The 22,913-nt window shown below is 71.7% G+C and carries 20 protein-coding genes; 3 read left to right on the top strand and 17 right to left on the bottom strand.

The features are described 5' to 3' along the window. Positions 1-143: 143 nt before the first annotated feature. From WDV06_RS23405 to pgsA, 15 genes are all read right to left on the bottom strand, one after another. Positions 144-2,567, bottom strand: a complete 2,424-nt coding sequence (locus tag WDV06_RS23405; RefSeq protein ID WP_395511734.1) for a RelA/SpoT family protein — start codon at positions 2,565-2,567, stop codon at positions 144-146. 219 nt (positions 2,568-2,786) lie between these two features. Further along, a complete protein-coding gene (locus WDV06_RS23400; protein ID WP_395511733.1) occupies positions 2,787-3,344 on the bottom strand; it encodes an adenine phosphoribosyltransferase in 558 nt (185 codons plus the stop codon). Further along, complete coding sequence (secF, locus tag WDV06_RS23395; protein ID WP_395511732.1) at positions 3,341-4,399, bottom strand: protein translocase subunit SecF; 1,059 nt, start codon at positions 4,397-4,399, stop codon at positions 3,341-3,343. Before secF ends, WDV06_RS23400 begins: the two co-directional genes overlap by 4 nt. Before the next feature lies 1 nt (position 4,400). After that, positions 4,401-6,227 carry a protein translocase subunit SecD gene (gene secD, locus WDV06_RS23390; protein ID WP_395511731.1) on the bottom strand — a complete coding sequence of 609 codons (1,827 nt, stop codon included), beginning with the start codon at positions 6,225-6,227 and terminating at the stop codon, positions 4,401-4,403. A 150-nt stretch (positions 6,228-6,377) separates the two neighbouring features. Then, positions 6,378-6,815, bottom strand: coding sequence for a preprotein translocase subunit YajC (gene yajC / locus WDV06_RS23385; RefSeq protein ID WP_395511730.1), 438 nt, complete (start codon positions 6,813-6,815; stop codon positions 6,378-6,380). Positions 6,816-6,979: 164 nt separating this feature from the next. Next, the gene (gene ruvB, locus WDV06_RS23380) at positions 6,980-8,053 is read right to left on the bottom strand and encodes a Holliday junction branch migration DNA helicase RuvB (RefSeq protein ID WP_395511729.1); all 1,074 of its coding nucleotides are present in this window, start codon (positions 8,051-8,053) and stop codon (positions 6,980-6,982) included. Positions 8,054-8,121: 68 nt separating this feature from the next. Further along, a complete protein-coding gene (gene ruvA / locus WDV06_RS23375; protein ID WP_395511728.1) occupies positions 8,122-8,748 on the bottom strand; it encodes a Holliday junction branch migration protein RuvA in 627 nt (208 codons plus the stop codon). Further along, on the bottom strand, positions 8,745-9,281 hold the full coding sequence (gene ruvC / locus WDV06_RS23370; RefSeq protein WP_395511727.1) for a crossover junction endodeoxyribonuclease RuvC: 537 nt from the start codon (positions 9,279-9,281) through the stop codon (positions 8,745-8,747). Before ruvC ends, ruvA begins: the two co-directional genes overlap by 4 nt. A gap of 118 nt (positions 9,282-9,399) precedes the next feature. After that, complete coding sequence (locus WDV06_RS23365) at positions 9,400-10,152, bottom strand: YebC/PmpR family DNA-binding transcriptional regulator (RefSeq protein ID WP_395511726.1); 753 nt, start codon at positions 10,150-10,152, stop codon at positions 9,400-9,402. 57 nt (positions 10,153-10,209) lie between these two features. Beyond that, positions 10,210-10,803, bottom strand: a complete 594-nt coding sequence (gene pdxT, locus WDV06_RS23360) for a pyridoxal 5'-phosphate synthase glutaminase subunit PdxT (RefSeq protein ID WP_395511725.1) — start codon at positions 10,801-10,803, stop codon at positions 10,210-10,212. Between the two features lie 11 nt (positions 10,804-10,814). Beyond that, complete coding sequence (gene pdxS / locus WDV06_RS23355) at positions 10,815-11,732, bottom strand: pyridoxal 5'-phosphate synthase lyase subunit PdxS (RefSeq protein WP_395511724.1); 918 nt, start codon at positions 11,730-11,732, stop codon at positions 10,815-10,817. Positions 11,733-11,903: 171 nt separating this feature from the next. Further along, positions 11,904-12,446, bottom strand: coding sequence for a hypothetical protein (locus tag WDV06_RS23350; RefSeq protein ID WP_395511723.1), 543 nt, complete (start codon positions 12,444-12,446; stop codon positions 11,904-11,906). Positions 12,447-12,507: 61 nt separating this feature from the next. After that, on the bottom strand, positions 12,508-13,671 hold the full coding sequence (locus tag WDV06_RS23345; protein ID WP_395511722.1) for a glycosyltransferase family 4 protein: 1,164 nt from the start codon (positions 13,669-13,671) through the stop codon (positions 12,508-12,510). Then, the gene (locus WDV06_RS23340; RefSeq protein ID WP_395511721.1) at positions 13,671-14,573 is read right to left on the bottom strand and encodes a phosphatidylinositol mannoside acyltransferase; all 903 of its coding nucleotides are present in this window, start codon (positions 14,571-14,573) and stop codon (positions 13,671-13,673) included. The genes WDV06_RS23345 and WDV06_RS23340 overlap by 1 nt, the downstream gene beginning before the upstream one ends. Continuing rightward, complete coding sequence (gene pgsA / locus WDV06_RS23335) at positions 14,573-15,235, bottom strand: phosphatidylinositol phosphate synthase (RefSeq protein WP_395511720.1); 663 nt, start codon at positions 15,233-15,235, stop codon at positions 14,573-14,575. Before pgsA ends, WDV06_RS23340 begins: the two co-directional genes overlap by 1 nt. Before the next feature lie 254 nt (positions 15,236-15,489). Here pgsA and WDV06_RS23330 point away from each other — a divergent pair, with 254 nt between their 5' ends. The 3 genes from WDV06_RS23330 (at position 15,490) to WDV06_RS23320 (ending at position 20,043) form a co-directional block, all read left to right on the top strand. Next, positions 15,490-17,694, top strand: a complete 2,205-nt coding sequence (locus WDV06_RS23330; protein WP_395511719.1) for an elongation factor G-like protein EF-G2 — start codon at positions 15,490-15,492, stop codon at positions 17,692-17,694. Between the two features lie 220 nt (positions 17,695-17,914). Beyond that, complete coding sequence (locus WDV06_RS23325) at positions 17,915-19,597, top strand: hypothetical protein (RefSeq protein WP_395511718.1); 1,683 nt, start codon at positions 17,915-17,917, stop codon at positions 19,595-19,597. A 41-nt stretch (positions 19,598-19,638) separates the two neighbouring features. Next, complete coding sequence (locus WDV06_RS23320; RefSeq protein WP_395511717.1) at positions 19,639-20,043, top strand: DnaJ family domain-containing protein; 405 nt, start codon at positions 19,639-19,641, stop codon at positions 20,041-20,043. Here WDV06_RS23320 and WDV06_RS23315 read toward each other — a convergent pair. Next, entirely contained in the window at positions 20,040-20,600 is a 561-nt protein-coding gene (locus tag WDV06_RS23315; protein ID WP_395511716.1) for an HIT family protein, read from the bottom strand. The genes WDV06_RS23320 and WDV06_RS23315 overlap by 4 nt on opposite strands. Positions 20,601-20,678: 78 nt before the next feature. Further along, positions 20,679-22,655, bottom strand: a complete 1,977-nt coding sequence (gene thrS, locus WDV06_RS23310) for a threonine--tRNA ligase (protein WP_395511715.1) — start codon at positions 22,653-22,655, stop codon at positions 20,679-20,681. Positions 22,656-22,913: the final 258 nt, after the last annotated feature.

Raw genomic sequence — 22,913 nt, 5'->3', positions numbered from 1 at the left:
CCCCACCCCCGGTGCCCCCCCTGGGGCGCCCAACCCCGGGGGCGGGGGGGGGGGCCCCCCCGGCCCCGGGCCCCCCCCCCGCCGGGGGGGGGGGCCCCCCCCGCGGGGGGGGGCCCCCCACCGTCGTGTGTGCCGTCGCCCGGCTACGGCCTGCGGGCCGAGGTCACGCGGTAGACGTCGTAGACGCCCTCGACGCCCCGTACGGCCTTCAGGACGTGGCCCAGGTGCTTCGGGTCGCCCATCTCGAAGGTGAACCGGGAGGTGGCCACCCGGTCGCGGGAGGTCTGCACGGCCGCGGAGAGGATGTTGACGTGCTGGTCCGACAGGACCCTCGTGACGTCCGACAGCAGCCGGGAGCGGTCCAGTGCCTCGACCTGGATGGCGACCAGGAAGACGGAGGACTGGGTCGGCGCCCACTCCACCTCCAGCATCCGCTCGGGCTGCTGGGAGAGGGAGTCGACGTTGACGCAGTCGGCGCGGTGAACCGATACGCCACTGCCGCGGGTGACGAAGCCGATGATCGGGTCGCCCGGGACCGGGGTGCAGCAGCGGGCCAGCTTGACCCACACGTCGTCGACGCCCTTGACGACCACGCCCGGGTCGGCGTTGCCGCGCCGCTTGGTGCGGGCGCGGGACGGCGGGACGCTCTCCTCGATGTCCTCGTTGGCGGCCTCCTCGCCGCCGAGGGCCTGGACCAGCTTCTGCACGACGCCCTGCGCGGCCACGTGGCCCTCGCCGATCGCCGCGTACAGGGAGGAGATGTCGGGGTAGCGCATCTCGTGCGCGAGGGTGACGAGGGAGTCGCCGGTCAGGATGCGCTGGATCGGCAGGTTCTGCTTGCGCATGGCCCGCGCGATGGCGTCCTTGCCGTGCTCGATGGCCTCGTCGCGGCGCTCCTTGGAGAACCAGGCGCGGATCTTGTTGCGGGCCCGCGGGGACTTGACGAAGCCCAGCCAGTCCCGGGACGGGCCGGCGCCCTCGGCCTTGGAGGTGAACACCTCGACGAGGTCGCCGTTGTCGAGGGTGGATTCCAGCGGGACGAGCCGGCCGTTGACCCGTGCCCCTATGGTGCGGTGGCCGACCTCGGTGTGGACCGCGTAGGCGAAGTCCACGGAGGTCGCCCCCGCGGGCAGCGCGATGACGTCGCCCTTGGGGGTGAAGACGAAGACCTCGTTGCGGGAGAGGTCGAAGCGCAGCGAGTCGAGGAACTCGCCCGGGTCCTCGGTCTCCTTCTGCCAGTCGAGGAGCTGGCGCAGCCACGCCATGTCGTTGACGGTGTCCTGGCCGGCGCTGCCCTTGGCGGCCTGCGGGACGTCGGTGCGGATCTTGGAGGCGCCCGCGACGGTCTGCTGCTTGTACTTCCAGTGGGCCGCGATGCCGTACTCGGCGCGGCGGTGCATGTCGAAGGTGCGGATCTGGAGTTCGACCGGCTTGCCGTTGGGTCCGATGACCGTCGTGTGCAGCGACTGGTACATGTTGAACTTGGGCATCGCGATGTAGTCCTTGAACCGGCCGGGGACCGGGTTCCAGCGCGCGTGCACGGTGCCGAGGGCCGCGTAGCAGTCCCGGACGGTGTCCACGAGGACGCGGATGCCCACCAGATCGTAGATCTCCGCGAAGTCACGGCCGCGGACGATCATCTTCTGGTAGACGCTGTAGTAGTGCTTGGGACGGCCGGTGACCGTGGCCTTGATCCGGGCGGCCCGCAGGTCGGTCTGCACCTCGTCCGTGACGATGGCCAGGTACTCGTCCCGCTTGGGGGCGCGCTCGGCGACGAGGCGGACGATCTCGTCGTACATCTTGGGGTAGAGGATCGCGAAGGCGAGGTCCTCCAGCTCCCACTTGATGGTGTTCATGCCCAGGCGGTGGGCCAGCGGAGCGTAGATCTCCAGCGTCTCGCGGGCCTTCTTCTCCTGCTTCTCCCGCTTGAGGTAGCGCATGGTGCGCATGTTGTGCAGGCGGTCGGCGAGCTTGATGACCAGGACCCGGGGGTCCTTGGCCATGGCCACGACCATCTTGCGGACGGTCTCGGCCTGGGCGGCCTCGCCGAACTTGACCCGGTCGAGCTTGGTGACGCCGTCGACGAGGAGGGCCACGGCGTCGCCGAAGTCGCGGCGGAGCTGGTCGAGGCCGTACTCGGTGTCCTCGACGGTGTCGTGCAGCAGCCCCGCCATCAGGGTGGCGGGGTCCATCCCGAGCTCGGCGAGGATCGTGGTCACCGCGAGCGGGTGGGTGATGTACGGGTCGCCGCTCTTGCGCTTCTGGCCGCGGTGCCAGCGCTCGGCGACCTGGTACGCCTGCTCGATCTGGCGCAGCGTGGCCGTCTCGATCTTCGGGTCGTTGCTGCGGACTATACGGAGCAGGGGTTCCAGCACCGGGTTGTACGGGTTGGAACGCTGCACGCCGAGGCGGGCGAGCCGGGCGCGCACCCGGTTGGAGGACCCGGCCGGCTTGGCCGGGAGGGGCTTGACCGGCGGGGCCGGCGGGGGCGTGGCTGCGGCCGCCGCGGCCGGGTCGGCCTTGGGGTCGGGCTGCGCGGCGGAGAGTGGCTGGACCTCGTCTGGCAAGAGCGCTCCTCTGGGGGTCCCCCCGGACGCAGTCCGGAGGAGGATCCGGCACCCCGGTCAGGTCCGGATAACCCATGGTAGCGAGCGTTCCGCCACCCCGTTCTCCTCGGCCGCTCCGCAAGACGGCACCCCAGCTCCGTTCCACCCCGGCTCGAAAGAACGGCGGGCCCCCGGGGTGTCCCGGGGGCCCGCCGTTCCGGCGGGGCACGATGCGGAAGGTCAGACCACGATCAGCGCGTCCAGCGGGGACCCCGCCAGGGCCCCGGCCAGCTTCTCCCGGCCGGGGAGGAACGACAGCTCCATCAGGACCGCCACGCCGGCGACCTCGGCCCCGGCCCGCCGGATCAGCTCCAGCGAGGCCTCGGCGGTACCGCCGGTGGCCAGGACGTCGTCGATGACCATGACCCGGTCACCGGCCGACAGGTCCTCCGCGTGGACCTCGATCTCCGCCGTCCCGTACTCCAGCTCGTAGGCCTGCGCGAGCGTGGCGCCCGGCAGCTTGCCGGCCTTGCGCACGGGGATGAAGCCGATGCCCGCCTTCACGGCGACCGGGGCCGCCAGGATGAACCCGCGCGCCTCCAGCCCGACGATCTTCGTCGCGCCGTACCGGCCGGCCAGCTCCACCAGGGTGTCGGTCAGCGCGCCGAACGCCAGGGGGTCGGCGAGCAGCGGGGTGATGTCCTTGAACACCACGCCCGGCTTCGGGTAGTCGTGGACGTCCGTGATCCGGCTGAGCAGTAGCTCACGGACCTCGGGGGTGCAGTTGGCGGTGGTCACCGGCGCCGCCTCCCCTGGCCGCCCTGGCCCACGACCTGCGGGGCCTCGTCCCCGTCGGGGGTGTCGGCGACGTCCTCGCCCTTGGCGGCCGCGGCCGCCCGCTTGGCGAGCACGCGCTTCTTGAGCGCCTTCATCGACGGCTCGCGCTCCTTCAGGTCCACGACCAGCGGGGTGGCGATGAAGATCGAGGAGTACGCACCGGCGGCGAGGCCGACGAACAGCGACAGCGAGATGTCGTTGAGCATGCCCGCGCCGAGGAAGCCGCCGCCGATGAACAGCAGGGCCGCGACCGGGAGCAGCGCGACGACCGTGGTGTTGATCGAGCGGACCAGGGTGCCGTTGATGCTGCGGTTGGCGACGTCGCTGAAGGTCCAGCGGGTCTGCTTGGTGATGTCCTTCGCGCCCTCCTTGAGACCGTCGAAGACGACGACGGTGTCGTAGAGGGAGTAACCGAGGATGGTCAGCAGACCGATCACGGTGCCCGGGGTGACCTCGAAGCCGACGAGCGCGTAGACGCCGACGGTGATGGTGAGGTCGTGGATCAGCGCGACCAGGGCCGCGACGGCCATCCGCCACTCGAAGGCGATGGCGAGGTAGATCACCACGAGGACCATGAAGATCGCGAGGCCGGTCCAGGCCTTGTTCGCGATCTGCTCGCCCCAGCTCGGGCCGACGAGGTCGGCGTTGATCTGGCCGGCGTCGACCTTGAGGTCGGTGCCGAGCTGCTTCTTCACGGAGGCGGCGGAGTCGGTGTCCAGACCGGAGATCTGGATGCGCAGACCGCCCGTGCCGAGCTCCTGCACGATCGCGTCGTGCCCCGAGGCCTTCTCCGCGGCCTCGGTCGCCCGCGCGACGGACACGCTCGTCTTCGGGGTGGTGAAGACGGCGCCGCCCTTGAACTCGATGCCCATGTTGAGGCCCTGGACGGCCAGCGCCACGATCGCCGTGATGGTGATCAGGACGGAGACGCCGTACCAGACGAAGCGCTTGCCGACGAAGTCGTAGCCGACCTCACCGCGGTACAGCTTGGCGCCGAGATCTCCCAGCTTCGACATCTCACGCCTCCTTTGCGTCGACGGGGGCGGGGACGGGGCCGGTGCCCGTGCGGCGGGACCGGCGCAGCGGCGGCTTGGCGCCGAGCCGCTTCGGGTCGAGGCCGGACCACGGGTGGCCGCTGGAGAAGAACTTCGTCCGCGCCAGCAGGGTCATGACGGGCTTGGTGAAGAGGAACACCACGACCACGTCGAGCAGGGTGGTCAGACCCAGCGTGAAGGCGAAGCCCTGGACCTTGCCGACGGTGACGATGAAGAGCACCGCGGCGGCGAGGAACGACACGAAGTCGGAGACCAGGATGGTGCGGCGGGCGCGCGGCCAGGCCCGCTCGACGGCCGGACGCAGCGTGCGGCCCTCGCGGATCTCGTCGCGGATGCGCTCGAAGTACACGATGAACGAGTCCGCCGTGATGCCGATGGCGACGATCGCGCCGCAGACGGCGGGCAGGTTCAGGGCGAAGCCGATGCCCTTGCCCAGCAGCGCCATGATCGTGTACGTGAGGATCGCGGACACCAGGAGGCTGACGATCGCGATGAAGGCCAGACCGCGGTAGTAGACCAGCAGGTAGATCACGACGAGGGCCAGGCCGATGGCGCCGGCGATCAGGCCGGCCTTCAGCTGCTCGCCGCCGAGCGCGGCGGTGACGGTGGTGACGCTGTCCTCCTGGAAGGACAGCGGCAGGGCGCCGTAGGAGAGCATGTTGCCCAGGTCCTGCGCGGACTGCTGGGTGAAGCCGCCGGAGATCTCGGCGTTGCCGCCGGTCAGTGCCTGGCTGACGGACGGGTCGGAGATGACCTCGCCGTCGAGGACGATCGCGAACTGGTTCTGCGGGGGCGTCTTGGTGGCGAGCTCACCGGTGATCTTGGCGAACTTGTCGGCGCCCTTGTCGGTGAACTGCATGGTGACGATCCACTGACCGCGCTGCTGGTCGATGACGCCCTTGGCGTCCTTCACGTCCGTGCCGGCGACCTGGGCGGGACCGAGGATCCACTTGCCCCACTGGGTGCCGCGCTTGCCACAGGCGATCATCGGGTCCTCGGGCTTGACGCCCTTGCCCGCCGCCGCGCGCTGCTCCTCCTTGGTGCAGTCGAGCGCGGCGAACTTCGCCTGGAGGCCGGCCACGGCCGGGTCGGCCGGCGGCGTCGGCACGGGGGCCGGGGCCGACGGGGAACCGGAGGCCTGGGCGGACGGCGTGGCCTTGTTGTCGTCTGCCTTCTTCGACTCGCTCGCCGAGGGCGAGGGAGTGGGGGTGCCCGGGGCCTTGAGGGCCTCGCTGAGCACACGGCCCTGGGAAGTGGCGCTGGACGACGGGGTGGCCGACGCGGACGGCTTGGAGCCGCCCTCGGCCTTCGGGGCGCCGGAACCGCTCGCGGACGGGCTCGGGGAGCCGCTCGGCTTGGTCTCGGGGGCGGCGGGGGCGCCGTCCGCGAAGGCGAGCACGGGGCGGAAGTACAGCTGGGCGGTGGTGCCGACCTGCTCGCGCGCCTGCTGCTCGTTCGTCCCCTTGGGGATGTTCACGATGATGTGGTCGCGGCCCTGGGTCTGGACCTCGGCCTCCGAGACACCGAGACCGTTGACACGGCGCTCGATGATGCCGACCGCGGTGTTCATGTTGGTCTCGTTGACCGCGTCCGGCTTGCCGGGCTCACTCTTCGCCTTGAGCGTGATGCTCGTGCCACCCGCCAGGTCGATGCCCAGGCGAGGGGTGGTCTGATGAGAGAGGAACATCCCCGTGGTGAGCGCCACCATCGCGATCAGGATGAAGGCCAGGGCGCGCCCCGGACTCCCCTGAGCCCCCGTGGGCCGCCGGCCCTTCTTCGGTGCTGCCACCTTGTCGTATCTCCCTGTCCAACCGTCCCGCGCCGGGTCAGCACGCGGACGGCCACGAAATGTGTGGTGGGGACCCCTGCCCCCCGCAGAAGTTCACTGCGGGAACCGCGGCGGATGCCGGTCGGGCACCACCGCGGCTCCTGCCCGCCGCTACTTGGCGCCGGGCTCGCCGTCGGTCTTGCCGTCCTTCGGCTCGTCGTCGCCCTTGGGCTCGTCCTTCTTGCCCAGGTCGAGCTTGGGAGCCTCGCCCTCGGTCAGCGACGAGGCGTCGTCGGGGACGACCGGAGTGTCCTCCGGGGTCTGGGTGACGCCGTGGACGATGCGGTTGTACTCCTCGTCCTCCAGCACGGCGCCGATGGCGTTCTTGGCGTAGATCGCGTGGACGCCGGGGGCCACCTCAAGGGTGACGGTGTCGTCGCCGATCTCCTTGACCGTGGCGTACATGCCGCCGATGGTGCGGACGCCGGTGCCGGGCGTCATGTGGTCGCGCATCTGCGCGGCCTGCTGCTGCTTCTTCTTGGCGGAGCGGGTCATCAGGAACATCGCCCCGATGAGCACGATGAACGGGAGGAGTGTCACGAGATTCACGGGACGGAGATCCTATCCACGACCGCGCGGGAGACGGCCTTTTTCTACGGGGGTGGGCACGCCGACCCGAAGGGTCGGCATCGGCGGAGTCTAGGCGAGTCCACACCGATGGAACAACGCCCAGCATGGCACCGCAGTTCCTGACCGGTCGAACCTCCGCGCCGTCAGACCCCGAACAGGCCCTGTTGTCCGCTTGATCCGCCGCCCGGGTGCTGCGGGGGAACAAGTCCCAGGTGAGCCCATGCGGCGGGGGTCGCGACCCGGCCCCGGGGGGTACGGGCCAGCAGGCCCTCCCGGACCAGGAACGGCTCGGCGACCTCCTCGACCGTCTCCCGCTCCTCCCCCACGGCGACGGCCAGGGTGGACAGCCCGACGGGGCCGCCGCCGAACAGCTTGAGCAGGGCCTCCAGGACGGCGCGGTCCAGCCGGTCGAGGCCGCGCGCGTCCACCTCGTACACCTGCAGGGCGGTGGCGGCGACCCCGCGGGTGATCACCCCGTCGGCCCGCACCTGCGCGTAGTCCCGGACCCGGCGCAGCAGGCGGTTGGCGATGCGGGGGGTGCCGCGGGAGCGGCCCGCGATCTCGGCGGCGCCGGCGGTGTCGATCTCCACGTCGAGGAGGCGGGCGGAGCGGTGGACCACGCGCTGGAGCTCCTCGGGCGCGTAGAACTCCATGTGCCCGGTGAACCCGAAGCGGTCCCGCAGGGGCGGGGGCAGCAGGCCGGCCCGGGTGGTGGCGCCGACCAGGGTGAACGGGGGCAGCTCCAGCGGGATGGCGGTCGCGCCGGGGCCCTTGCCGACGATCACGTCGACCCGGAAGTCCTCCATGGCCATGTACAGCATCTCCTCGGCGGGCCGGGACATGCGGTGGATCTCGTCGAGGAAGAGGACCTCGCCCTCCTGGAGGGAGGAGAGGATCGCGGCGAGGTCGCCGGCGTGCTGGATGGCGGGGCCGGAGGTGATCCGGATGGGCGCTCCCATTTCCGCGGCGATGATCATGGAGAGGGTGGTCTTGCCGAGGCCGGGCGCGCCGGAGAGCAGGACGTGGTCGGCGGTGGCGCCGCGCTGGCGGGCCGCCTTCAGGACGAGGTCCAGCTGCTGGCGGACCTTCTCCTGGCCGACGAACTCACCGAGGTCCTTGGGGCGCAGGGCGGCCTCGACGGCGGTGTCCTCGCCGTCGGCGGCGGCCGCGACCAGGCGGTCGGGCTCGGGGGCGTCGGTTTCGTCGTACCGGTTCACGCTGCTCAGTCTGCCTTCTGGTTGTTACCGGGTGCGGTGGCTGCGATGCGCCGCGCGGCGGCGGTCCGTCACCGGGCTCGGTTCAGGGTCTGGAGGGCGGCCCGCAGGAGCTGGGGGACGGGGGCCGCGCCGCCGGCGGCGAGGGCGGCCTCGGCCTGCGGCGTCACCGCCGACACCGCGTCCTCCGCCTCGCGCGAGGCGTACCCGAGGCCGATGAGGGCGGCCGTGAGCTGCTCCGTCCACGGCGCGGGCCCGGACGCGACGGGCACCCGCTGCGCCCCGACCACCGCGGAGGCCGCCCCCAGCTTCCCCTTGAGCTCCAGCAGCAGCTTCTGCGCGCCCTTCTTGCCGATCCCGGGCACCGCGGTCAGCGCCTTCTCGTCCCCCGTCTCCACGGCCAGCCGCAGCGCGTCGGGGCTGTGCACCCCGAGCATCGCCTGGGCCAGCCGGGGCCCGACGCCGCTGGCGGTCTGGAGCAGCTCGAAGACCTGGCGTTCGTCGTCGTCCGCGAAGCCGTAGAGGGTCAGGGAGTCCTCCCGGACGACCAGGGAGGTGGCCAGCCGGGCCGGTTCGCCGACGCGCAGGCCCGCGAGGGTGTTCGGGGTGCACTGCACGGCCATCCCCACTCCCCCCACCTCGACGACGGCAAGGGTGGGGGTGAGCGCGGCGACCGGGCCGCTGACGAAGGCGATCATCTCGTACGGCCTTTCAAGGCGGAGGCGTGTTGGGCTACCGCCTGCTGGAGGCGGTTCTGGGCGGGGGCCCGCCAGATGTGGCAGATGGCGAGGGCCAGCGCGTCGGCGGCGTCGGCCGGCCGGGGCGGTTCGGCCAGCCGCAGCAGCCGGGTCACCATGGCCCCGACCTGCGCCTTGTCGGCCCGGCCGCTGCCGGTGACGGCGGCCTTGACCTCGCTGGGGGTGTGCAGCGCGACGGGTATCCCCCGGCGCGCCGCGCACAGCATGGCGACGGCGCTGGCCTGGGCGGTGCCCATCACGGTGCGGACGTTGTGCTGGCTGAAGACCCGCTCCACGGCGACGTACTCCGGCCGGTGCTCGTCGAGCCACTCCTCGATGCCGCGCTCGATGGCGACGAGCCGGTGCCCCAGCTCGGCGTCGGCGGGGGTGCGCACGACCCCGACACCGATCATGGTCAGGGGCCGCCCGGCCACCCCCTCGACCACACCGACGCCGCACCGCGTCAGCCCCGGGTCCACGCCCAGTACGCGCACCGCGCCCCCTCCCTCTTCGATCGCCAGTGCGTGCAGGCTATCCCGCGCCACTGACAACGCCGACGGGCCGACAGGTGTGTCCTGTCGGCCCGTCGAAACGGCAACCAGCGGGGGGAGACTAGGCGTCGACCTTCTCCATGACCTCGTCCGAGACGTCGAAGTTGGCGAAGACGTTCTGCACGTCGTCGCTGTCCTCCAGCGCGTCGATCAGCTTGAAGATCTTGCGCGCGCCCTCTTCGTCGAGCTCGACCTGCATGGTCGGGACGAAGCTGGAGTCGGCGGAGTCGTAGTCGATGCCGGCCTCCTGGAGCGCGGTGCGGACCGCGACCAGGTCGGTGGCCTCGCTGATGATCTCCCAGGTGTCGCCGTTGTCGTTGACCTCTTCGGCGCCGGCGTCCAGGACCGCGCCGAGGACGTCGTCCTCGGAGAGCTCGGCCTTGGGCAGCAGGATGACGCCCTTGCGGTTGAACAGGTACGAGACGGAGCCCGGGTCGGCCATCGAGCCGCCGTTGCGGGTCATGGCGACGCGGACGTCGGAGGCGGCGCGGTTGCGGTTGTCGGTGAGGCACTCGATGAGCACCGCGACACCGTTCGGGCCGTAGCCTTCGTACATGATCGTCTCGTAGTCGGCGCCGCCGGCCTCAAGGCCGCCGCCGCGCTTGACCGCGGAGTCGATGTTCTTGTTGGGGACCGACTGCTTCTTGGCCTTCTGGACGGCGTCGAAGAGCGTCGGGTTGCCGTCGATGTCGGGGCCGCCCATACGGGCCGCGACCTCGATGTTCTTGATCAGCTTCGCGAAGAGCTTGCCGCGCTTGGCATCGATCACGGCCTTCTTGTGCTTCGTCGTAGCCCATTTAGAGTGGCCGGACATCCGCCTGTCTCCTTCGCGTAACCAACAGTGTTCACCTCAGATCCTACCGGGACCTGATTACAGCGCCGCGCGCACCATGTCGACGAAGTACGCGTGCACGCGGTCGTCGCCGGTCAGCTCCGGGTGGAAGGAGGTGGCGAGGACGTTGCCCTGCCGGACGGCGACCGTGTGGCCGTCGTACGTGGCGAGGACCTCGGCGGCGGCGCCGACCGACTCGACCCAGGGCGCGCGGATGAAGACGCCCTCGACGGGGCCGCCCGCTATGCCGGCGAAGTCGATCTTCGCTTCGAAGGACTCGTTCTGACGGCCGAAGGCGTTGCGGCGGACGATCATGTCGACGCCGCCGAGCGTCTCCTGGTCGTCACGGCCGTCCAGCAGCTTGTCGGCCAGCATGATCATGCCGGCGCAGGTGCCGTAGACGGGCATGCCGGCGCGCACGCGCTCGCGCAGCGGCTCCAGCATGCCGAAGAGGACCGCGAGCTTCGACATGGTCGTGGACTCGCCGCCGGGGATCACCAGGGCGTCGACCTCGGCGAGCTCCTCGGGACGCCGGACCGGCCTGGCCACGGCGTCCGCCGCGGCCAGGGCGATCAGGTGCTCCCGTACGTCGCCCTGGAGCGCCAGGACACCGATCACGGGGGGATTGCTCATCGTGGGGTGCCTTACCAGCCGCGGTTGGCGTAGCGCTCGGCCTCGGGGAGGGTGTCGCAGTTGATGCCGACCATGGCCTCGCCCAGGTTGCGGGACGCGTCCGCGATGACCTTCGGGTCGTCGAAGAAGGTGGTGGCCTTCACGATGGCGGCGGCGCGCTTGGCCGGGTCGCCGGACTTGAAGATGCCGGAGCCGACGAAGACGCCCTCGGCGCCGAGCTGGCGCATCAGCGCGGCGTCGGCCGGGGTGGCGACGCCACCGGCGGAGAACAGGACGACGGGGAGCTTGCCGAGCTCGGCGACCTCCTTGACGAGCTCGTACGGGGCGCGCAGCTCCTTGGCGGCGGCGTACAGCTCGTTGTTGTCGTAGCCGCGCAGCCGGGCGATCTCGTTCTTGATCTGGCGCAGGTGGCGGACGGCCTCGACGACGTTGCCGGTGCCGGCCTCGCCCTTGGAGCGGATCATGGCCGCGCCCTCGGCGATGCGGCGCAGGGCCTCACCCAGGTTGGTGGCGCCGCAGACGAAGGGGGTGGTGAAGGCCCACTTGTCGGAGTGGTTGATCTCGTCGGCCGGGGTCAGGACCTCGGACTCGTCGATGTAGTCGACACCGAGGGACTGGAGCACCTGGGCCTCGACGAAGTGGCCGATGCGGGACTTGGCCATGACCGGGATGGAGACGGCCCCGATGATCTCCTCGATCATGTTCGGGTCCGACATCCGGGCCACGCCGCCGTCCTTGCGGATGTCGGCCGGAACCCGCTCCAGGGCCATGACGGCCACGGCGCCGGCGTCCTCGGCGATCTTCGCCTGCTCGGCGTTGACCACGTCCATGATCACGCCGCCCTTGAGCTGCTCGGCCATGCCGCGCTTGACGCGGGACGTGCCGATCGCCGACTCAGCGGACTGGGGGGAGGTGGGAAGCGTGCTCACGGGTTGACCTCACTCGAAACGAACTCGAAAGGAAGACGGGACTACCCGGCAGAGGAAACCCCACCGACCAGTCCACTACAAGGGCCAATATGGAGCCGGTGGCTCTTTGTTTTGTCCCCGGCGGCCCTGGTGGACCCCGATCGGCCCAGTGCCGGGCCCGCCCTGGGCCTACTAGGCCGGGCGGTCCGCGAGGTCGGCCGGGGGCTCGTCGTCCATCTCGAAGGCGAGCGGGAACGGCGCGTGCCCGGCCAGCCGGAACCAGCGCACCTTGCGGTGCCTGCGCAGCGCGCGGGCGGCGCGTACGGCGTCGTTGAGGAAGCGCCGGGCCATCGGCACCCGGCGCACCGCCGCCGCCAGCTCCTCGGCGGCCTCCACGCCCCCGGCGGCCGACTTGAGCACCTCGACGTGGTCCGCGTCGGCGAACACCGCGCGCAGGGCCTGGCTGAGCTCGCTCTCGGCGACCTCGCGGTGCTCCTCCTCGGCCTGCCGGGCGGCGTGCGCGGCCTCGTACAGCACGAGGGAGGAGGCGGGGTCGAGCGCCCCGGAGGTGGCCACCTCCAGGACGACCGAGGCGCGCCGGACGAGCTGGGCGTCCAGGGCGGCGCGGGCGGCGTCCATCCGGGTGTGCAGCCGGTCCAGCCGCCCGGCGGTCCAGCTGAGGTAGACCCCGACGGCGCCGAGCGCCACCGCGATCCAGACAAGGTTTTCGATCACGGGCGGCGAGACTACCGGCTCCCGGGCGCCGCCCGCCCCTTCCCGGGGTCACCCGGGAAGGCTAGCCCTCCCGCGAGAAGCCGAGGCGGGTGCGCAGCGGGACGCGTTCGTCGGCGGCCACGGCGGCCGCGCCGTCGGTGACCGTCTCGTAGACGGCCAGGATGTCCGCGCCGACCGTCGACCAGTCGAAGCGGCGCACGTGGGCCGAGCCGCGGGCGCTCAGTTCCGCGCGCCGGGCCGGGTCGCGCAGCAGGGCGACCGCCGCGTCGGCGAGGGAGTCGGCGTCCTCGTTGGCGAAGAGTTCCCCGGCCGCGCCCTGGTCGAGCACCTGGGCGAAGGCGTCGAGGTCCGAGGCGAGGACGGCCGCGCCGGCGGACAGGGCCTCGACGAGGATGATCCCGAAGCTCTCACCGCCGGTGTTGGGGGCCACGTACAGGTCGACGCTGCGCAGCAGCCGGGCCTTGTCCTCGTCGGAGACCATGCCGAGGAACTCCACCCGCGAGCGCAGCGCGGCCGGGAGCGAGGCGACGGCCTCCTCCTCGTCGCCCCGGCCCGCCACGAGGAGGCGTACGTCCGGGCACTGCTCGACGATCCGCGGGAAGGCGGCCATGAGGACGGGCAGGCCCTTGCGCGGCTCGTCGATGCGCCCGATGAAGCCGAGGGTCTGCCCGCTCCACTCGTGCTTGGGCTCGGCCTTCGCGAAGAAGTCGACGTCGACGCCGTTGGGGATGACCACGGCGTCCCCGCCGAGGTGCTCGACGAGGGTGCGCCGGGCGTACTCGCTCACGGCGATCCGGGCGCTGATCTTCTCCAGCGCGGGCTGGAGGATCGGATAGGCCGCGATCATCGCCCGGGAGCGGGGGTTGGAGGTGTGGAACGTGGCCACGATCGGCCCCTGCGCCGCCCAGCAGGACAGCAGGCCGAGGGAGGGGGAGGCCGGCTCGTGGATGTGGATGACGTCGAAGACGCCCTCGTGGAGCCAGCGCCGTACGCGGGCGGCCGACAGGAAGCCGAAGTTCAGCCGGGCCACGGAGCCGTTGTAGGGCACCGGTACGGCCCGTCCCGCCGAGACCACGTAGGGGGGCAGGGGGGTCTCGTCGTCCGCGGGGGCCAGGACCGAGACCTCGTGGCCGCTGCGGATCAGGTGTTCGGCCAGGTCGCGGATGTGGAACTGGACGCCGCCGGGAACGTCCCAGGAGTACGGGCAGACGATGCCGATCTTCACTACGGGCGCTCCTCCAGGTCGTCGAGCCACAGCCGCTGGAGCATGTGCCAGTCCTCCGGGTGCTCGGCGATCCCCGAGGCGAAGGCGTCGGCCACCGCCTGGGTCATGGCGGCGGTCTTCTCCGTCCGGGTCCCGGCCGCGGGCACCTCCACCTCGGGGTGGATCCGGCCGTACATCCTCGGGGCGTCGCCGTAGTACAGGGTGACCGGCAGCAGGACCGCACCGGTCTGCTGCGCCAGCAGCGCGGGCCCCGCGGGCATCCGGGCGGTGGCACCGAAGAAGTCCACCTCGACGCCCGAGGAGGACAGGTCCCGGTCCGCGACCAGGCAGACCAGGCCGCCGGAGCGGAGCCGGCGGGCGAGGGTGCCGAAGGCGGCCCCGCCGCTGTGCGGGAGGACCTCCATGCCCAGGCTCTGCCGGTAGGCCACGAAGCGGTCGTAGAGGGACTCGGGCTTGAGGCGCTCGGCGACCGTGGTGAAGGGGACGCCGACATGGCTGGTGACCCAGGCCCCGGCCAGGTCCCAGTTGGCCAGGTGCGGCAGGGCCACGACCACGCCCCGGCCGGAGCCGAGGGCCTCCTTCAGGATGTGGTCGTCCTTCAGGGAGACGTCCGTGCCGAACCGCCGGGGGTCCATGGCCGGCAGTCGGAAGGACTCCATCCAGTAGCGCATGTACGAGCGCATGCCCGCCTGCGAGAGCGCGCGCAGCCGCTCGGGCCCGGCGTCGGGCACCACCCGGGCGAGGTTGGACTCCAGGCGCAGCACGCTCTTGCCGCGGCGCTTCCAGGCCACGTCCGCGATCTTCCGGCCGAGGGCCGCCGCCGCCGGCTCGGGCAGCTTCTTGACACCGGCCCAGCCGAGCCCGTAGAGCCCGTCGACCAGCCTGTCCTTGGCCGCCCCCATCAGACCGCGCCGCCCTCGGCGGGGGCCGCCGCGTCGGCCTCGGCGGCCTCGCGGCGTACGGTGACCACCCGCTGGACGAGCGTGACGAGCGAGCCGGCCGCCACCACCCACAGGGCGACGGGCAGCAGCACACCGAGCCACGAGGGGGCGCCGAAGGTCTGGAGCCCGGACAGGCCGGCGGCGACCAGCGAGATCACCAGGCGCTCGGCGCGCTCCACGAGCCCGTTGACGGCGACGGGCAGGCCGATCGCCTCGCCCCGGGCCTTGGTGTACGAGACCACCTGGCCGCTGGCCAGGCAGAAGATCGCCACCGCGCACAGCACGTTGTCGTCGCCGGAGCCCGCGTACCAGAGCGCGAGGCCGCCGAAGATCGCCGCGTCGGCCACCCGGTCGAGGGTGGAGTCGAGGAAGGCGCCCCAGCGGCTGGAGACGCCGGCCTGGCGGGCCATGTTCCCGTCCACCAGGTCGGAGAAGACGAAGAGGGTGATGGTGATCGTGCCCCAGAAGAACTCGCCCCGGGGGAAGAAGACCAGCGCCCCGGCCACCACGCCGGCGGTGCCGATCAGCGTGACCGCGTCGGGGCTCACCCCCCGACGGAGGAGAAAAGCGGCGAACGGCGTGAGAACACGCGTGAAGAACGCACGCGCGTACTTGTTCAGCATGGCCTTCCCAGAGGGTCGCTGGGCCGCGCGGCCACCACGGCCACCGGCTGGCCCATCGTAGCCAGCACGCCGGGTGCGGGGTGCCCCGCACCCTCCGGTTCGCCCGGCGCGATCCTCCGGCCGACCCCGTCCGGCGGCCCCTTCGCGCGCCCGTCCGTGACCGGTACGACGTATGGACGCAGTGTGACGCCGGTGCAAAGCTCGAAGGAGCCCGATCACCCTCCTCCACCGCGACACCGGGAGGCACGAGCATCATGGGACCCACATCACACCAGGCCGGGGCCGCCGGCAGGGCACTGACGGCCGACCGCCCCGACTCCGTGCGGAACGTCGTGCTGGTCGGCCACAGCGGCGCCGGCAAGACCACCCTGGTCGAAGCCCTGGCCCTGACCGCGGGGGCCCTGAACCGCGCCGGACGGGTCGAGGACGGGGGCACGGTCTCCGACTACGACGAGATCGAGCAGCGCCGCCAGCGCTCCGTCCAGCTCTCCCTGGTCCCGGTCGAGTGGGCCGGATTCAAGATCAACATCCTGGACACCCCCGGATACGCCGACTTCGTCGGGGAACTGCGGGCCGGTCTGCGCGCCGCGGACGCGGCCCTCTTCGTCGTCTCGGCCGCCGACGGGATCGACGGGGCGACCCGGATGGTGTGGGACGAGTGCGAGGCCGTCGGAATGCCGCGCGCCATCGTCGTCACCCATTTGGAGGCAGCCCGCTCCGATTACTCGCAGATGGCCTCCGTGTGCGGCGAGATCTTCGGAGGCGACGACCCGGACGCCGTCATCCCCCTCTACCTCCCCCTGCTCGGCTCCCCCGGCCCCGACGGCCACCGCCCCGTCCACGGTCTGCTCGGCCTGCTCTCCCGGCGCGTTTACGACTACACCTCCGGCCGGCGCGTCGAACGGGACCCGGACCCCGGCGAACTCGCCCTCATCGACGAGGCCCGTTCCCGCCTCATCGAGGGGATCATCGCCGAGAGCGAGGACGAGACCCTCATGGACCGCTACCTCGGCGGCGAGGACATCGACCTCAAGACCCTGATCGACGACCTGGAGCGGGCCGTCGCCCGCGGCACCTTCCACCCCGTCCTGATGGCGGCCCCGGCCGCCGACGGCGCCCGCCAGGGCCTGGGCACGGTCGAACTCCTCGAACTGATCACCGGCGGCTTCCCCACCCCCGCCGAACGCGCCCCCCTCACCGTCACCGCCCCCGACGGCAGCCCGCGCCCCGACGTCGTGTGCGACCCCGACGGGCCGCTCCTCGCCGAGGTCGTCAAGACCTCCTCCGACCCCTACGTCGGCCGCGTCTCCCTCGTCCGCGTCTTCTCCGGCACCCTGCGCCCCGAGGAGACCGTCCACGTCTCCGGTCACGGTCTGGAGGACCGCGGCCACGAGGACCACGACGTGGAGGAGCGGATCGGCACCCTCACCTCCCCCTTCGGCAAGCAGCAGCGCACCCTCGGCACCTGCATCGCCGGCGACATCGCGTGCGTGGCCAAACTCACCCGCGCCGAGACCGGCGACACCCTCTCCGCCAAGGACTCCCCCCTGCTGATGGAGCCCTGGGCGATGCCCGAACCGCTGCTCCCCCTCGCCATCGAGGCCCACAGCAAGGCCGACGAGGACAAGCTCTCCCAGGGCCTGGCCCGCCTCGTCGCCGAGGACCCCACCATGCGCCTGGAGCAGAACCCGCACACCCACCAGCTCGTCCTGTGGTCCCTCGGCGAGGCCCACCAGGACGTCGCCCTGGAGCGCCTGCGCACCCGCTACGGGGTCCAGGTCGACCCCGTCCCGCACAGGGTGAGCCTGCGGGAGACCTTCGGCGCGAAGGCCTCCGGGCGCGGCCGGCACGTCAAACAGTCCGGTGGGCACGGCCAGTTCGCCATCTGCGAGATCGAGGTGGACCCGCTCCCGCCCGGCAGCGGCATCGAGTTCGTGGACAAGGTGGTCGGCGGCGCGGTGCCCCGTTCGTTCATCCCGTCCGTGGAGAAGGGCGTACGGGCCCAGGCCGCCCGCGGCGTCGCGGCCGGCTACCCGCTGGTCGACGTACGGGTCACCCTGCTCGACGGCAAGGCGCACTCGGTGGACTCCTCCGACGCCGCCTTCCAGACGGCCGGCGCGCTCGCCCTGCGCGAGGCCGCCGCCCAGACCCCGATCCACCTGCTGGAGCCCGTCGCCGAGCTCGACGTCGTCGTCCCCGACGAGTACGTGGGCCCGGTCATGAGCGATCTGGCCGGCCGCCGCGGCCGGGTCGTCGGCACCGACCAGGCCGAGCCCGGCCGCACCCGGGTGCGTGCCGAGGTCCCCGAGATCGAGATCGGCCGCTACGCCGTGGACCTGCGCTCCGTGTCCCACGGCACGGGCCGGTTCGGGCGCGCCTACGCCCGGCACGAGCCGATGCCCCCGCACCTTGCGGACAAGGTTCGCGAACAGGCAGAGAAGGGAAGCCCGTTGACATAGCGCACACCCGGCGCTCCGGCCACCGCCCACCCAACCCGCTTGCGGTGGGCGGTATTTCCCTGTCCCATGACCATGGGATCGACTGCGCCGCTAGGCTCTTCGGCGCGACGCAGAGCACAACGGACCACGACAGAGCGCAACACGCACGACAGCACGACAGCAGTGACGGCACGACAGCACGACCGGCAAAGAGCACAGTGGCACGGCGATGGGGGCAGCGGTGGCGGACGACGGTTTCGACTTCAGGCCCGGGGCACAGATTCCTCTGCAGGGGGGCGGCGGACAGACCGCCGCGACCAACGCGCTCGCCTCCGCCGCGTACCGCGACGGCGGCGGGGACACCAAGCTGAAGGACATCCTCGCGGCCAACAGCGAGAACCACCCGGCCTCGGTCAAGCCCCCGAAGATCTCCCTCTTCGAACCCAACCTCGGCGAGGCCTTCTGCCGCGCCGTCGAGGCCCGCACCCTCGGCGCGGGCCGCAAGCCGCTCATCCAGTCCTTCGGCGCCGACCCGCAGACCGTCGTGGAGCACTGCCTGTCCGCCTCCCGCATCCGCAAGGAGCGCGACCGGCGGCTGCGCCTGATCATGCTGGTCTGCGGAGTGGTCTTCCTGCCCGGCCTGCTGATGTGGCTGGGCCTCTTCCAGCTGCGCAAGACCCTCACCAAGGACGGGGCGAAGAAGAACTCCTGGATCGGCACCGCCCTGCTGGTCGGCGTCGCCCTCGTCGCCGCCGTCCTGCTCTACCGCGTGGCCTACCGCCAGCCCGGCAGCGGACTGCTGGAGCTCTACCTGCTCGGCGCCATCGTCGCCCCCGTCCTCGGCTGGTACGGGGCCCGCCGGATCTGCGAGCGGACCGCCGCCGACCTGCGCTCGCGCTGGGACGGCCTGCTGGGCGGCGGCGGCGTGGTCACCGCCAAGATCCCCGAGGCCGTCCCCGGCAACCCCGACGAGAAGGCCCGCGAGGAACTGCGCCACCAGCTCGCCAAGCTCACCGCCGAGGACCGCAGCAACTCGGTCTTCTACGCCGGCCCCAAGGGCATCCTCGGCATGGGCACCCGCTGGGGCAGCTGGCAGATGGCGGAGGAGCTGACCCCGAAGACCGAGGGCCACGAGATCCACCCCTTCCGCAGCTGGGACGTCATACGCGCGATCGACACCCAGCTGCGCAAGCTGGAGCGCGGCCCCCTGCACACCGGCGGCTTCCCGCCCGCGTCGATCCAGCACTGGATCGTCACCCCCGTCGGCGAGGGCGCCGCCGAGGTGGCCCGGCCCGGCGGCGAGGACGTGGACACCTTCCTGGTCAAGCCGCACGAGATCACCCGGATCTGCAACGAGCAGCAGTTCAGCGCCGGCAACCGGCACTACCTGGGCATCCAGTGGCCGCTCTGGGACGGCCAGCTCGTCATCACGATGATGGTCACCGTCACCGTGCTCTACAAGACCCTCCGCGTGGACGTCACCGCCCACGCCCTGGGCCCCGTGCACGGCCTGTTCACCACCAAGTCCAAGCCGCCGGTGGTCGAGGTCCCCAAATCGATCCGCTTCTGGGAGACGGTCGAGCGGCCGCTGCCGCTGGTGGACGCGAGCGAGGTCGTACGCCTCGCCGTGCGCGCCCCCCTGACCTGGTACCCGCCGCTGCTGGACTACTTCGGCGGCAAGCTGGTCCTGCCCGAGCCGTTCGGCCTGCGGCACGTCTGGGCGGGCTCGATGTGGCGCCACCGCTTCATGGCGGACGACGCCCTGCGCACGGTGGCCCCGGTCCTGCGGGCCGTGCACGCGGCGGCCTTCAAGGTGCTGGACGAGAACGGCGTGGACACGTCGGCCTTCACCAACCGCTCCTCGATCATGAACGGCCTGATCCAGGAGCCGGCCCCGCGCAAGGCGGACGTCTACGACGCGTAGGTAGGCTGGAGGGGTCCGATCCGCCCCGGGGAGGTGCCGCCGTGACCGAGCGCAAGCCGCCCGGGGTCAGCTTCGAGTCCTTCGTGGACCGGCAGATCAGGGAGGCCGCCGACCGGGGCGACTTCGCCCGGCTGCCGGGCCTCGGCAAGCCGCTGGCCTCCCTGGACGCCCCGTACGACGAACTGTGGTGGATCAAGGGGAAGCTGCACCGTGAGGGCTTCTCCCCGCTGCCGCCCTCCCTGGCCCTGCGCAAGGAGGCCGAGGACGCCCACGAGGCGGCCCTGACGGCCCCGACCGAGGGCCGCGCCCGTGCGGTCCTGGCGGAGATCAACGAGAAGATCCGCACCGCCCTGCGCCGGCCCCCGCCGGGACCGCCCCTCCACCTCACCGAGTTCGACGTGGAGGCGGTCCTGGCCCAGCGGCTCTCCCGGCGCCGGGAGGGCTAGTCGTTCGGCCAGGCGTCGGCGAGCATCTGCCGGGTGTCCGCGAGGAGTTGCGGCAGCACCTTGGTGTGCCCGACGACCGGCATGAAGTTCGTGTCCCCGCCCCAGCGCGGCACGATGTGCTGGTGCAGGTGCGCGGCGATGCCGGCGCCCGCTGCGGCGCCCTGGTTCATGCCGATGTTGAAGCCGTGCGCCCCGGACGCCTTGCGCAGCGCGACCATGGCCCGCTTGGTCAGGTCGGCCAGCTCCGCCGTCTCCGGGCCGTCCAGCTCGGTGTAGTCGGCGACGTGCCGGTACGGGACGACCATCAGGTGGCCGCCGTTGTACGGATAGAGGTTCAGCACGGCGTAGACGTGCTTCCCCCGCGCCACGACCAGGCCGTCCTGGTCGGACATCTCCGGAATCCCGCAGAAGGGGCAGCCGTCCCCGGCGTCGGGGCCGGTCGGCTTGTTCTCGCCCTGGATGTAGGCCATCCGGTGGGGCGTCCACAGACGCTGGAACGCGTCCTGCGTGCCCACACCGATCTGCTGCTCCGGCTCAATCGTCATAGGACGCAGCATATGACCTTGCCCGGAGGAACGAGGAAGGCCCCCGGAAAGTGATCACCGAGTGATCGCTCCGGGGGCCTCGGGGCCGGGTCAGACCTGGACGCGGTCCGCGACGACCTTGGCCAGCTTCGCCAGTGCCTCGTCCTTCGGGATGCCGTTCTCCTGCGAACCGTCGCGGTAGCGGAAGGAGACGGTGCCCGCGGCCATGTCCTCGTCACCGACGATGATCATGAACGGGACCTTGAGCTTCTGGTGGTTGCGGATCTTCTTCTGCATCCGGTCGGAGGAGGCGTCCACCTCGACCCGCAGGCCCTGCTTCTTCGCCGCGGCGGCGAACTCCTGGAGGTACTCCACGTGCCCGTCGCCGATCGGGATGCCGACCGCCTGGACCGGGGCCAGCCACGGCGGCATGGCGCCCGCGTAGTGCTCCAGCAGCACCGCGAAGAACCGCTCGATCGAGCCGAACAGGGCGCGGTGGATCATGACCGGGCGCTGGCGGGAGCCGTCCGGGGCGGTGTACTCCAGGTTGAAGCGCTCCGGCAGGTTGAAGTCCAGCTGGACGGTCGACATCTGCCAGGTGCGGCCGATGGCGTCGCGCGCCTGCACGGAGATCTTCGGGCCGTAGAAGGCCGCGCCGCCCGGGTCGGGGGTCAGCGGCAGGCCCTGCTTCTCGGCGACCTGCTGGAGGACCGCGGTGGCCTCCTCCCAGACCTCGTCCGAGCCGACGAACTTCTCCGGGTCCTTGGTGGACAGCTCCAGGTAGAAGTCGGTCAGGCCGTAGTCGCGCAGCAGGTTCAGCACGAAGGTGAGGGTGCGGTCGAGCTCCTCGGCCATCTGCTCACGGGTGCAGTAGATGTGCGCGTCGTCCTGGGTGAAGCCCCGGGCCCGGGTGAGGCCGTGGACCACGCCGGACTTCTCGTACCGGTACACGGTGCCGAACTCGAACAGGCGCAGCGGCAGCTCACGGTAGGAGCGCCCGCGCGCGTCGAAGATCAGGTTGTGCATCGGGCAGTTCATGGGCTTGAGGTAGTAGTCGGTACCACCGTCGAGCTGCATGGGGGGGTACATGCCCTCCGCGTACCAGTCCAGGTGGCCGCTCTTCTCGAAGAGGGCGCCCTTGGTGGCGTGCGGGGAGTAGACGAACTCGTAGCCCTCCTCCTCGTGCCGGCGGCGCGAGTAGTCCTCCATGGTGCGGCGGATGATGCCGCCGCGCGGGTGGAAGACGGCGAGGCCGGAGCCGATCTCGTCCGGGATGGAGAAGAGGTCGAGCTCGTTGCCGAGCTTGCGGTGGTCGCGCTTCTCGGCCTCGGCGAGGAAGTCGAGGTGGGCCTTCAGCTCCTCCTTCGACGGCCACGCGGTGCCGTAGATGCGCTGGAGCATCGGGTTCTTCTCGCTGCCGCGCCAGTAGGCGGCCGCGTTGCGCATGAGCTTGAACGCCGGGATGGTGCGGGTGGTGGGCAGGTGGGGACCGCGGCAGAGGTCCTTCCAGCACAGCTCGCCGGTCTTGGCGTCCAGGTTGTCGTAGATGGTCAGCTCGCCGCCGCCCACCTCGACGTTCGCACCGTCGTCGGTCGACGCGGAGCCCTTGATGCCGATGAGCTCCAGCTTGTACGGCTCGTCCGCGAGCTCCTCGCGGGCCGCCTCGTCGGAGACCACGCGGCGGGCGAACCGCTGCCCGCGCTTCTGGATCTCCTGCATCTTCTTCTCGATGGCCTTGAGGTCATCGGGGGTGAAGGGGCGGGCCACGTCGAAGTCGTAGTAGAAGCCGTCGCGGACCGGCGGGCCGATGCCCAGCTTGGCCTCGGGGAACAGCTCCTGCACGGCCTGCGCCATGACGTGCGCGGTGGAGTGGCGCAGGATGTTCAGGCCGTCCTCGGAGGAGATCTCGACCGGCTCGACGGTCTCGCCGTCGCGGACCTCGTAGGAGAGGTCCTTCAGCTCGCCCGCGACGCGCGCGGCGACGACGGTGCGCTCGCCGGCGAACAGCTCGGCCGCCGTCGTGCCCGTGGTCACCACGCGCTCGTCCCGCTCGGAATCGCGTTGGATGATCACACGGACGTCTGACACCGGTTTCTCCTGAAGTCTGGGGGCCCTTCCCGGCGGCAGCCGGGCGGGGAACGCGCCGGTGGCCCCGGCGCGTGTGAATCGTACCGAGCGGAGCGGCCGCGCCGCTAAACGGTTGTGCCGGGCGACTCAGCGACACACGCCCCCCGCCCTGCGGCCGCCCCGGCCGGGGACCGCCCGCGTCCGGCTGCGGCAGCGGCGCCGCACGGCCGTGCGGACAGGCGCGGGCCGGCCAGGGGCGGGTCACTCGGACCCGCGGGA

The organism is Streptomyces racemochromogenes (assembly GCF_044129415.1).
GTDB lineage: Bacteria > Actinomycetota > Actinomycetes > Streptomycetales > Streptomycetaceae > Streptomyces > Streptomyces racemochromogenes_A.
This window is presented reverse-complemented; position numbering and strand designations above follow the sequence as displayed.